Annotated in this window: 10 protein-coding genes; 5 read left to right on the top strand and 5 right to left on the bottom strand. The window is 26.6% G+C overall.

Features of this window, described 5'->3' with window-relative positions:
* Positions 1 to 56 precede the first annotated feature (56 nt).
* Complete coding sequence (locus tag ACA134_RS01365) at positions 57 to 812, bottom strand: deacylase (protein ID WP_409200393.1); 756 nt, start codon at positions 810 to 812, stop codon at positions 57 to 59.
* A gap of 88 nt (positions 813 to 900) precedes the next feature.
* Between ACA134_RS01365 and ACA134_RS01360 the strand changes: the two genes are divergently transcribed.
* From ACA134_RS01360 to ACA134_RS01350, 3 genes are all read left to right on the top strand, one after another.
* Positions 901 to 2,814 carry an IGHMBP2 family helicase gene (locus ACA134_RS01360; RefSeq protein WP_409200392.1) on the top strand — a complete coding sequence of 638 codons (1,914 nt, stop codon included), beginning with the start codon at positions 901 to 903 and terminating at the stop codon, positions 2,812 to 2,814.
* A 379-nt stretch (positions 2,815 to 3,193) separates the two neighbouring features.
* Entirely contained in the window at positions 3,194 to 4,774 is a 1,581-nt protein-coding gene (locus ACA134_RS01355) for a hypothetical protein (protein WP_409200141.1), read from the top strand.
* A 148-nt stretch (positions 4,775 to 4,922) separates the two neighbouring features.
* Positions 4,923 to 6,098 (top strand): argininosuccinate synthase, encoded by a 1,176-nt coding sequence (locus ACA134_RS01350; RefSeq protein WP_409200391.1) that lies wholly within the window; start codon positions 4,923 to 4,925, stop codon positions 6,096 to 6,098.
* 6 nt (positions 6,099 to 6,104) lie between these two features.
* On the opposite strand, the gene sfsA is transcribed toward ACA134_RS01350, so the two are convergent.
* From sfsA to ACA134_RS01330, 4 genes are all read right to left on the bottom strand, one after another.
* The gene (gene sfsA / locus ACA134_RS01345; protein WP_409200390.1) at positions 6,105 to 6,794 is read right to left on the bottom strand and encodes a DNA/RNA nuclease SfsA; all 690 of its coding nucleotides are present in this window, start codon (positions 6,792 to 6,794) and stop codon (positions 6,105 to 6,107) included.
* A 9-nt stretch (positions 6,795 to 6,803) separates the two neighbouring features.
* A complete protein-coding gene (locus ACA134_RS01340) occupies positions 6,804 to 8,327 on the bottom strand; it encodes an NAD(P)H-hydrate dehydratase (RefSeq protein ID WP_409200389.1) in 1,524 nt (507 codons plus the stop codon).
* Between the two features lie 69 nt (positions 8,328 to 8,396).
* Positions 8,397 to 9,290: a formylmethanofuran--tetrahydromethanopterin N-formyltransferase gene (gene fhcD, locus ACA134_RS01335; protein WP_409200388.1), complete on the bottom strand. Its 894-nt coding sequence runs from the start codon at positions 9,288 to 9,290 to the stop codon at positions 8,397 to 8,399.
* A 91-nt stretch (positions 9,291 to 9,381) separates the two neighbouring features.
* Entirely contained in the window at positions 9,382 to 10,464 is a 1,083-nt protein-coding gene (locus ACA134_RS01330) for a UPF0104 family protein (RefSeq protein WP_409200387.1), read from the bottom strand.
* A gap of 317 nt (positions 10,465 to 10,781) precedes the next feature.
* Between ACA134_RS01330 and ACA134_RS01325 the strand changes: the two genes are divergently transcribed.
* Both ACA134_RS01325 and ACA134_RS01320 read left to right on the top strand, forming a co-directional pair.
* A complete protein-coding gene (locus ACA134_RS01325) occupies positions 10,782 to 11,000 on the top strand; it encodes a TRAM domain-containing protein (RefSeq protein ID WP_409200386.1) in 219 nt (72 codons plus the stop codon).
* Positions 11,001 to 11,183: 183 nt separating this feature from the next.
* Positions 11,184 to 12,551, top strand: coding sequence for a TrkH family potassium uptake protein (locus tag ACA134_RS01320; RefSeq protein WP_409200385.1), 1,368 nt, complete (start codon positions 11,184 to 11,186; stop codon positions 12,549 to 12,551).
* Positions 12,552 to 12,571: the final 20 nt, after the last annotated feature.

Here is a 12,571-nt window from a genome sequence, read left to right as displayed (position 1 = left end):
CTAAATAAACTATATTTTAAACATATAAAAGATTAGTGATAGCAAAAGAAAAATAATCAAAAATAAGATAAGAAACTTTTCATCTGCAGAAAAGATCTTTCAATACTCCCTTTTTTTATAGATCCAAATGGAGAGACAACTTCACAGGTAATAGCTGGAATACCTTCAAGATTTGATTCATCTTCAACAGCTCCTTTAAATGGAAAACCTGCTTTATCATTAATAATAGTTTTTGATCCTGTTTCACTTGCAATATGTTCTGCAATTTTAATACTTTCAAGTGAAGGCTCTTTGCTACAAAAAATAGATTCTATTCCAGGATTACTGTTTAATGCAGTAGTATGAAAATCAGCTACAGCATCAATTTTTAAATCCTTAATAGTATTTAAAATACAATTAGTTAATGATCCTTTAATATATGTAGATCTGTTTAAGTCTTTAGAGTTAAATCGTCGAGTATTATTCATAGTAGAATTAGGAGCTACAAAAGGAATTAAATAAACTGATGTATCTAAAGGAAAATTTAATAAATATTCAAACAATAATAAACTAGCTCTTTGAGATGATAATTCATTTCCATGAACACCTGATATTACCATAACTTTATCTTTAAAATCTCCGAATTTATAAATAGCTGTTCCAAAAAGAGCATTTCTTAGAATAAATTTATTAATTGAGTTTAATGGAATTGTATCGAAAATATTATGATTTTTTGCAATATATCCTCCAGATTCTCTTGAAATATAGGACATTTCTAATGAATTATTAAAATTTTCATCAATTTCACTAGTTAAAACCTTATTAAATTTCATCGATATACAATTTAAAATTTTAAATATATAAATTATTTTAAATTTGTAAAACTATAATATAATTATAATAGAAATAGGAGAAGAAATTTTGAAAAACTATATTAAATATCTAATAAAGCTTTTAGAATATGAAAGAAAAGCTGAAATTGATTTAATGATTAATGAAATAAAAAAAATGTCTCCTCAAAAAAGAGAACATCTTGGAAGAGCTGTAAATAATCTTAAAGGTAAAATAGTTGGTAAAGAATTAGGTTTTACAATTGTTCAATATGGAAGACGAGACATCATTAATACAGAAATTAGTGTTGGAGATGTAGTTTTAATAAGTTTTAAAAATCCATTAAAAAGTGATTTAACAGGAACAGTAACAGAAAAAGGTGGGCGCTTTATAAAAATAGCTATGGAAAATGTTCCTTCATGGGCTTTAAAAAAGAATATTAGAATGGATTTATATGTAAGTGATATTACATTTAGAAGAATGGAAGATAATTTAAAAAATTTATCTGAATTTGGAAAAAACGCTTTAAAATACTTAAATGATAATGTTAAATTCCAAAATCCAAAGAATATAAGTTTAATTTTTAAAGATAAGAATTTAAATGAATCTCAAAAAGAAGCTGTTAATGATAGCTTAAATATTAATGATTTTTTCTTAATTCATGGTCCTTTTGGAACTGGTAAAACTCGAACATTAATTGAATTAATTTATCAAGAATACTTAAAAGGTTCTAAGATTTTAGCATGTGCTGATAGTAATGGTGCAGTAGATAATATTTTAGAAAGGTTAGATATTGATAATTTAAATTGTACAAGACTTGGCCATCCTCAAAGAGTATCAGATGAAAATATTAAATATAGTCTATTTTATAAAGTTGAAAATCACCCATTAAATAGTAAAATTGTCACTTTACAAGAAAAATTAAGTGAAAAGATAAAATTAAGAGATATTAATGATAAACCAAGACCACAAAACAGAAGAGGATATAGCAATAATGAAATAATCAAAAATGCATGTCAAGGTATAGGTGGTCGAGGCATAAGGCCTGATACCATGATTTCTATGAGTAAGTGGTTAGAAGCAAATGAAGCAGTAGATGAGTTGAATAAGAAAATAAAATTAATAGAAGATAAAATAATTTCTGATATTATTAAAAATAGCGATATCATTTTAGCTACAAATTCTTCAGCTGCATTAGAATTTATTGATGAGATAAGATTTGATGTAGCTATTATTGATGAGGCATCACAATCAACTATTCCATCAGTTTTAATTCCAATAGCTAAAGCTCGAAAATTCATACTTGCAGGTGATCATAAACAACTACCTCCAACAGTAATAAGTTCTAAAGCTCAAGATCTTCAAAATACTTTATTTGAAGGATTAATAAATAAATATGAAAATAGATCAAAATTATTGAATATCCAATATAGAATGAATGATAAGTTAATGGAATTTCCAAATAAAGAATTTTATAATAATGAACTTAAGAGTTTTGATGGTGTTAAAAACATTTCATTAAATGATTTAGTTAAAAATGACTATAATGAACCAATATTATTTATTGATACATCAAAAATTCCTGAAAATAAAGAATCACATCTAAAAGATTCTAAATCAATTATTAATAAAGTAGAAGCAAATATTGTAAAAGAAATTATAGGCTATATTTTAAATTTAGCAATAGATTCTAAAGATATAGGAGTAATAAGTCCTTATCTTGATCAAGTTAATTTAATAAAATCTAAAATAAATTTAGATGTTAAAACTATTGATGGATTTCAAGGTAGAGAAAAAGAAATCATAATTATTTCTCTTGTTCGAAGTAATAATAAAGGAAATCTTGGTTTTTTAAAAGATTTAAGAAGATTAAATGTTTCTCTAACAAGAGCTAAAAGAAAATTAATTATTATTGGAAATTCTAAGACATTAGAATCTGATGATACATATAAAAGATTAATTGACTTTTTTAAAATTAATGAAAGTTTTTGCGTGCATAAATAAAATTTAGTTTAACCTAAACTTTATATACTATGAAGTTCAACTATTAATTGTGAGTTGAAAATAAAACACAAATCAATATCTCACAATCAAAATCTTTCAATTGATGTAATCTTCTCGCAAAATATTGAATATGTCATCTCAACGTTTATTAATTATTTTTAAATACATCAATTGAAAGGTTTTCTTCTGCAAATAACTTTTTTTTACTAAACTTGGCACTGTAAATTTTCACGGGTTTTGATTTTCTTTTTTGGATGGTTTTTTTTATTTTCTTGTTTTTTTATTTTTTTTAGTGTTTTGTCTTTATTTTTTGTATTGGTTTGTGATATTGTTTGTGTATTGTGTTTTTAATAATTTATATTGGTTATATTTATATAGTATGAGTTATATATTATTAATTATGAATATTGTTAATATTTTACCTTTTAAAAAGATATTTAGGGAGAATCAAACTTATTTGGATGATTTTGTTCGGTTAGATATTGATTTTGAACCTTTTTTTAAGAGGAATAAAAAGTATTGTGGTGATTCTATTGATTTAATAGATGAATTTCAAACAGTTTTATTGGAAAATATTGATGATATTAATAATATTGATGAATTTAAATCTTTTAATGATTTTAATGATAGTGATTCAAATGATGATCAGATTTTATTGGTTGATTTTGATGAAAATAATTTAGATTGGGGTGTAGGTGATTTTATGGTTGATAGACTTACTTTTAATGAATCTTTAAGAAACAATATTAAAAGAGGCTTTGGTATAGATATTTTTGAGGATGTAGAAGAATCTAATGTTATTTCTTATCCTGATAATCGTTTTGCAATGTTAAAAAGAATTTGTCCTCATTGTGGTGAATCTAATGCTAATGTTAAAGGATGGGAACGTAGGATTTATAAAACTAAAGAAAATAAATCTGTGGAATATTATCCTCAGTCTTATGTGTGTAATGAATGTGATAAATGGTTTATTACTCCTGTAGATTTTAAAGTAGATAAAGAATTAAAGGAGAAAAAGAAATTAGATGATAAAATACGTAAAATTCATGCAAATACTGGTTTATCATTTGATAAAATAGCAGAAGTGGTTGAAATTAGTATGAATATCAATGTAAGTCATGAATATGTTAGGAATGTGATTCAAAAAGAACATGATGAATTTGTTTATGAAACAGACATTGTTCCATTGCCTGGTGATTTTAAAAAAAAAGGTAAAACCTCACTAAAACGTGAGGTTACCGATTTAGGCATATTATTCATGTGTAAAAATAAAAAACATGCTAATTTTGGTCATATTACTGTTGATGAACTCTTTACAAATATTAATGGTCAAAAAAACTACTTAGTAACTATTTTTTCAAATGAAATAAAAGACATGCCCATATCTATTGCAATAACAAACACACGTCATTATGATGTTATAAATAAATTTTTTGATTTTACATTCGATAAAACACCAATCCAATCATTAACAAGCGATATGTTAGGAGTATACGGAAAAATAGCTGAAAATAAAAATATACCACAACAACAATGCATATTTCATTGGATGAAATACACCACAGACAAAATATTTGATGAAATTAAAAAAGAAAACATTCCAGAAAAAGATATCACTTATAATTTAATGATATTTACTGAAATGAAAGAAATACTCAGAAGTTTTGACGAAAATAAAACAAAAGAACTACTTGCAAAATATGAAAAAAACATATTTTTCATTGCAGATCCTATACAAAAAATCATGGATAAATTCTCCAAACAAAAAGACAAACTAACAGCATACTCTAAAGATAACAAAATTCGCAGAACCACAAGCCAAGCAGAAACATTCAACAGCCTACCACAAATAAGACATAAAAAACACACATCCAAAAAACCATGGTCATTACTACTATCACTATCCTCCACAATCAAATTCTACAAACCCAACCACAGAACACTACAAAACAGACAATAAAAAAAACAAAAACCCGTGAAAATTTACAGTGCCCTAAACTTATCTAAAATAATAAAGCTTATAATAAATTAATAATAAATTTATTAATATATACTAATTTTTATATGAAAATTAATTTTATACAATTATAAATTTACATGGTGATTAAATGGAGAAAGTAGTTTTAGCTTTTAGTGGCGGACTTGATACCACAGTATGTGTTAAATTATTAGAAGAAAAATACGATTTAGAAGTAATAACTGCATGTGTAGATGTAGGCCAAGGTGAAGAAGAAATTAAAAAAGCAGAAGAGATGGCTGATAAAATAGGTAGCTTAAAACATTACACAATAGATGCACGTGAAGAATTTGCAAATGATTATATTTCAAAAGGAATAAAAGCAAATGCAGAATATGAAGGATACCCATTAAGTACTGCACTTGCAAGACCTTTAATTGCTCAAAAGATCATAGAAATTGCAGAGGAGGAAAATGCAACAGCTATTGCACATGGATGTACTGGTAAAGGAAATGATCAATTTAGATTTGAAGCAGTTATCTTATCAATGTCTGATTTAAAGATTATTGCACCAATAAGAGAGCTAAACTTAACACGTAGTGAAGAAATTCAATATGCAAAAGATCACGGCCTTCCTTTATCATCTGATAAAACTTACAGTATTGATGAAAATATTTGGGGAAGATCTATTGAAGGTGGAAATCTAGAAGATCCTGCAAATGAGCCATCAGAAGAAATTTATGAATGGACTGCATCTTATAAAGATTCAAAAGATGAACCTGAAAAGGTAATCATTGAATTTGAAGAAGGTGTTCCAATAGCTATTAATGGAGAAATGATGGGTTTAATAGAACTCATAAATAAAGCTAATGAAATAGCTGGTTTTAATGGTGTTGGAAGAGTAGATATGATTGAAAATAGGATCATTGGTCTTAAAAGCAGAGAAATCTATGAAGTTCCTGGTGCAAAATTATTAATAGCTGCTCATAAAGCACTTGAAGAATTAGTTTTAACAACTGATGAGATAAGATTTAAAGAGCTTATGAGTACAATATATGCAGATTTGGTCTACAGAGCAATGTGGCAAGAACCTTTAAGAGAAGATTTAGATCAAGCTATTGATAATATGCAACAAAGAGTTAGTGGTAAAGTCTCATTAAAATTATTTAAAGGGTCAATTGCTCCACTTACAAGAGAATCTCCTTTCAGCTTACATGATATTGATGATATCAGCTTTGAAGATAAGCAAACAGATCAAAGAGAAGTTGAAGGTATGATTAAACATCATGCTTTACAAGCTGCAAAATATCAAAAATTAAATAAATAAGTTAAATTATTCTCCTAAATCAAAATCTAATGATTTAGGAATTAATTCTATTTTTTCTAGTGAATTTTTACATTTATATACTAATATTTCAACACCAGTATCATATGCATCATTTAATGTTTTAGAAAAGACTGGATCATTTTCCCAATTTGGTTTAAATGATTTAGCTATTGGATGTTGAACTAAAAAGAATACAATAGCTCTTTTACCTTCTTTTTTTAACTTAATTAATTCATTTAAATGTTTTGAACCTCTCTCTGTTGGAGCATCTGGAAACATTGCAACATCACCATTTACAAGTGTAACTCCTTTAACTTCAACAAAACACTCTTCCTCATCATTAGATAAATATATATCAATTCTAGAATTATCAACTTGTTTTTCACGCTTTAGATAATTATATTCAGATAATTCTTTAATTTTGCCATCTGATATAGCATCAAAAACAATCTTATTAGCTTCTTGTGAGTAGATAGAAACAAGTTCACCTCTATTTAAAACATAATGAAGAGTAAATTTAGTTTTCCTTTTAGGATTATTAGATGGAATAAGATATACAGTAACTCCGTGAATTAAAAGTTCTTTACATCTACCAGTATTTGGAACATGGACTTCCTCAATTTCACCATTTATTTCAACTTCAGCTATAAATCGATTAGGCCTATTTAGAAATATTCCTTTAATATGTTTTTCCATAATAAATCATTATTTAATAATTTCACCCATTAAAGGACCATAATATTCAAGAATATCAGTAGCCAAAAAACCATCACCTAATTTAGATTCGGCTAAATCTCCAGCCCTTCCATTTAAATAAATAGCTAAAATTCCTGCATCATATGAGGAGATATCTTGTGAGAGTAAACTTACAGATAAACCAGCTAAAGCATCACCAGTTCCACCAACAGTCATTCCAGGATTACCAGTTTTATTAATTTTAAGTTTTTTATTATTTAAAACTAAATCATAATGGCCTTTTAAAATAACAGTTCCTTTAATGTTTCTTGTAATAGATTGGAATTTTAAAATCTTTTCCTTATTATATTCATAATCATCTTCTTTAAAATTTAAGTTTAAATCATCATCATTAATTAATTTTGAAAAGAAACTTTTAAATTCAAACAAATGAGGAGTAATAATTAAATTTTCTTTATTTTTAATTAAAGATAACTCAACAAGTTTTAAAGCATCTGCATCTAAAACAAGAGGTTTTTTAATTTTAGAGACTAAAATATTTAAAAGTTTCCCAGTTTCTTCGTTTAATCCTGCACCTGGACCGATTAAAACAGAATCTACTTTATCAACATCTTTTAAAATATCATCTAAATTTTTTAAATTTAAATAATCTCCTTCTAGCTCATTAACAATAAAATTTGGAGAAAATGATTTAATATTATCTGAAGCAGATTCAGGTGATGCAATATAAACTAAATCTGCACCTGATTTTAAAGCTGACATTCCTGCAATAGCTGGAGCACCATGATAATCTAGACTTCCTCCAATAATTAAAACTTTACCATTGTTTCCTTTATGAGAGGACTCATTTCTATTTTTAAGCCTTAAAAGATCTCCACTACCTGTAAAATATTCTGCTTCTATTGGAATACCAATGTCTGATATAACAATTCCACCAACCTTTTCCTCACCAGCTATTTTAACTCCTGTTTTAACTTTATGAAATGAAACTGTATATTCTGGAATAATCGCTATATCATAAACATCTCCTGTTAATGGATCTAATCCTGATGGTACATCAACAGAAATTGTAAAACCAGCAGAATTATTAATTAATTCTATAATGTTTTTAACTTTATTTTTTAATTTTCCTTTAATTCCAGTTCCTAAAATTGCATCAATAATGATATAATCTTTAAAATCATTATCTAAATCATCAATAGAATTAATTTTTAACCTTGAAAGCATTGGTTTTAAGTTTTTAATAATTTCAAAGTTTTTTAAAGCATTTGAATCTTTAAAATCTTGAGATAACATGTAAAGTTCAACTTCATAACCTCTATTTAATAAATGTCTAGCAGCAACTAAACCATCACCACCATTTCCACCAGAACCTGTAAAAATAGCTATTTTTACTGGTTTTGAAAAGTTAAAAGTAGCTATTTTTGCAATCTCATCGGATAAAGACTTTCCTGCAGATTCCATTAAAGCAAGTCTTGAAATTCCTAAATTTTCACAGTTTAGGTCTGTTACAACCATATCTATAGGATTCATATTATCACAAGTTTTAAAAATAAGTTAAAAAGAATAAAAGTAAATAAAAAAGAAAAAGAAATTATAAGACTAGAATAAGTCTTGTAATTGGATTTTATATGCACCAAGGTTTCCACCGAAGTTACCTGCGTTAATTTCAATAACACCTGCAACAGTACAAGCAGCAGCAATACCTTGTTTCATAGCTTCTCTAACAGCAGCTTCATCGACACCATCAATAACAATTTCAAAAACACCGTCAACATCTTCTCTAATTTCAGTTTCAGCTACTTTTTCTTTTAATGTAACACACATTTTTTCATTGGTAGATGCATCTAAGAAATCATAACTATTACAACCTACTTTAGAACCAGAAGCAACCATACCGCCAGGGAAAGGAGTAATTGCACCTTTAACATTAGCAATTGCATCAACTGCAACTTCAGCAGCTACTAATCCTTCCATTTTAGTTTTTGCCATGATGAAGAAATTTCCCCCTGCAACAGCTTTTTTCCAACCAAATTCAGACTCAACTAAAAAGTCACCAGACATAATAGGAATTGAATGAATTGTTCTTCCATCAATATCAAGTTTTTCTTCATATCCATCACCGAAGAATTTTAATTTGAAACCAGTTTTGAATTTATCATCAGCATCATCTAACATATCAAAAACAGCAGTTGTAGGTGCTGTTAAAATACACATACCGATTCTTTCAAGTAATTCATGATCTAATTTCTTTTTAGATGAGTTACAAATCATTATTACATAACCAGGTCTACCATCAGGAGTTTCACTAGGAGGCATGTAACAATCAATACCAGCTTCAGCAGGACATCCAATTACAGAAGTTCCATATCCAGTTGCTTCAGTAGCAGCAATTTTAGCTAATTTTTTTGTAGCAGCAGTCACAAGTAATCTAGTAGCTTTTATTTCAAAAGCTTCAGCATAATTATCTTTAATTTCTACACCATTTATTTCCATTTTTTCACCATAAATATTATAATTTAAAATTTAACATTAACTAAAAATAAACTTTTCTATTTAATTTTATTAAATATTTTTAAAAATAAGATTATTTATCTTTTTTAGAAATATATGAAAATTCATCTTCAATATCATCTACTGAATCTTCATCATCATCAGCAATAGAACTTACTTTTTTCAAGGCAGAAGAACCATAATAAGGTAAAATAATAAATCCTAATACTGTAGCCATCCAAAAAGAAATAAGTCTTTCAATTACTGTTGCAGCTGCACTAATTCCAGGTGAAATTCCTGCAGAAGAATAAAATAAAATCATAACTCCATCTATTGCACCAAGACCTCCTGGAAGAAGAGGAATCATACCAATAAGAGATGCTACAATAAATATCTCACCAATAAGAAATGGAGAAACTGATACTCCAAAAGCAAGAAATACTATATAAACTCTTAAGATTTCTATTATCCATATGATAAATGACAAAGGAAGAGCTTGAAATAAAATGTTTTTATGAGAAAACATTAATTTCATAGTATCTTGAAATCCTTCAATAACCTCACATACTTTATCTTCAGTTTTAGAAGTACATTTTTTATAAAATCTTCTAACTAGTCGAATAATCCATTCTTTTATACTATTACCAAATTTATCATTAAATGACATATACATTAATATAAATAAAACTAACATTACTAAAAGAACAGCTACAATCATAGCTGCAATCATCCATGAAGGAAGAGGAAAATATAAAGTAACTGCAATAATTGTAATAATAGCTAATACAACAAAAGGAAATGTATCAAGTAATTTATCAGATACAACACCAGCTAAAGTTTTCTCCATTGGTTTATTAACCTTTTTAGATAAAATATATGCTTTTACAGGTTCACCGCCGCCTCTACCACTTGGAGTGATATTATTAACTGCTAGACCTACTAAAACCATAGGTAATAATCCTTTTATACCTAAATTAATATTATCAATTTTATTTATGATTTTCCACCGCAGAGCATATAAATAATAAGTAAAAATTTGAACAAGAATAGCTAAAAGTATAAACCACATATTAGCTAGTCTTAGAGAAGATATAACTTGATCTATTCCAATAAACCATAACATAATTGCCATAATTGCAAGGCCAATAGCTAAGAAAATAATTGATTTATACTTCATGATATCATTTATAATTAATAATATTATAGTTGTCATTTATTACATAAATAATTTTTATAATGAATTAGTTACCTTTATATAAGTAGAAAAATAAGTATAAGTAATGCATAATTTATAGACATATATTACTCTTTTAATTAAAAGATACTTTATAATTTTACAATTTTTTAAAAACATTCTTGTTATTAAATACTTATTTTATTATAATTTTTTTTTAATTCCTTAGATTAAATTTTATGGTATTTTTGTGCATTAAGCTATAATCATAATAAATTTAATACATATTAAATTTTCGATTATAATTAGGATATGAAATAATGTTTGAAGATAATATGAATCAAGAAAATTTTTCCTGCCCTGTAGAAGTAGGAAAAGAATATGATGTTAAAATTGAAGACAAAGGAAGATCTGGAGACGGAATCGCTAGAGTAGAAGGTTTCGTTGTATTTGTTCCTGAAGTTGAAGTTGGTCAAGAAGTAACTATCAAAATCAACACAACACGTAGAAAATTCGCTTTTGGCGAAGTTGTAGCTTAATTTTAAACAAATACCTAGCTATAATTTAATTTATAGCTATAACTCTTTTTTTATTTTTTTTATAAATTAATTTTTGAAAATTCTTTTAAGTATTTATAGTATTTTTTAATAATAATATACTATATGATGAAATATTTCAATAGAACTGATCTTTTTACTATTTTACATTATCTTGGTATGATAATGCAAGTTATTGGTTTAATTTTTATCCTACCTTTTATTGTATCAATAATCTATAGTGAACCATATCATGTTTATTATCTACTACCTTTAGTTATTTCAATAGTTTTAGGTAAATTAATAACTGTTAAGCTAAAAGGACATAAACGTATTCGTTTAAAACATGCAATGATTATATCATCACTTGTATGGATATGGGCAGGTTTAATGAGTACAATAGCTATTTATTTATCTATAGATATTTCATTAGTAGATGCCTTCTTTGAAAGTATGTCAGGATGGACCTGTACAGGACTTACACTATTTGACAATGTAGAAACCTTACCTCATTCATTATTATTTTTAAGGTCTTTAGAACAATGGCTAGGAGGTTTAGGAGTAGTTGTTGTAGTTTTAGGAATATCTTTTAAAGCAGGAACAGCTGTTAAAAAATTATACCAATCTGAAGCTAGAGAAGATAGGATAAAGCCAAGTGTAGCTAATACATTACATAAAACAATTAAAATTTATTTAATATACACAGTAGCTGGAATTATCTTATATATTATTGCTGGAATGCCTGTTTTTGATTCTGTTTGTAATTCACTAACAAGCATATCAACAGGAGGAATGGCAATAAAAAATCTAAGTATAGCTCATTATAATAGTGATTATATTAATATTATTACAATGATATTAATGATTTTAGGAGCTACTAGTTTTGTAGTTCATTACAATATAATTAAAACACGAGGAAAATCATTTATAAAAGATATACAGTTTAAAACAATGCTTTTAATTATAGCTATTACAACTATAATAATCTATGTTTTTACAAATATTGTTCCAATGGAGATTTTATTTGATGTAATATCAGCTTTAACATCAACTGGAGCATCAATTACACCTGCACCAATTTTAGATAAATGGCCACCATTTGTACTAATAATAACTATAGTTTTAATGTTAATTGGAGGATCTAGTGGATCAACAGTAGGAGCTATTAAATTAAATAGAATAATTATAGTATTAAAAAGTGTATGGAATAATATTAAAAGTATCATCTCACCAGAAGGTAGAGTTATTCCTATGAAAGTGTCTGGACACACTATACCTCCAAAAGCTGTTCAAGAAGCAACAATGTATATATGTTTATATCTTTCATTTATTTTTATAAGTTGGACAATATTTACAGGTTATGGATTTGACCCATTTAAAAGTTTATTTGAAGTAGTATCTGCACAAGGTAATGTAGGTCTTACAACTGGAATTGTAAATGCAGGATTAGATCCACTACTTAAAATGTTATTAGTATTAAATATGTGGATTGGAAGGTTAGAAATAATTCCAATATTAGTAACAATTAGAAGTTTCTTTGAAATTTTTAAATAAAAATCTAATTTTCGAAAAAT

The organism is Methanobrevibacter sp. DSM 116169 (assembly GCF_046197865.1).
GTDB lineage: Archaea > Methanobacteriota > Methanobacteria > Methanobacteriales > Methanobacteriaceae > JAHKLT01.
The sequence above is the reverse complement of the archived record's forward strand: the minus strand, read 5'-3'. Positions and strand labels throughout refer to the sequence as shown.

What these genes read in the sequence shown, in the direction of transcription:
- ACA134_RS01325 (WP_409200386.1), top strand. Translation starts at nt 10,782, where the DNA reads ATGTTTGAAGATAATATGAATCAAGAAAATTTTTCCTGCCCTGTAGAA.
- ACA134_RS01330 (WP_409200387.1), bottom strand. Translation starts at nt 10,464, where the DNA reads ATGAAGTATAAATCAATTATTTTCTTAGCTATTGGCCTTGCAATTATG.
- ACA134_RS01340 (WP_409200389.1), bottom strand. Translation starts at nt 8,327, where the DNA reads ATGAATCCTATAGATATGGTTGTAACAGACCTAAACTGTGAAAATTTA.
- ACA134_RS01350 (WP_409200391.1), top strand. Translation starts at nt 4,923, where the DNA reads ATGGAGAAAGTAGTTTTAGCTTTTAGTGGCGGACTTGATACCACAGTA.
- ACA134_RS01365 (WP_409200393.1), bottom strand. Translation starts at nt 812, where the DNA reads ATGAAATTTAATAAGGTTTTAACTAGTGAAATTGATGAAAATTTTAAT.
- ACA134_RS01320 (WP_409200385.1), top strand. Translation starts at nt 11,184, where the DNA reads ATGCAAGTTATTGGTTTAATTTTTATCCTACCTTTTATTGTATCAATA.
- sfsA (WP_409200390.1), bottom strand. Translation starts at nt 6,794, where the DNA reads ATGGAAAAACATATTAAAGGAATATTTCTAAATAGGCCTAATCGATTT.
- ACA134_RS01355 (WP_409200141.1), top strand. Translation starts at nt 3,194, where the DNA reads ATGAGTTATATATTATTAATTATGAATATTGTTAATATTTTACCTTTT.
- fhcD (WP_409200388.1), bottom strand. Translation starts at nt 9,290, where the DNA reads ATGGAAATAAATGGTGTAGAAATTAAAGATAATTATGCTGAAGCTTTT.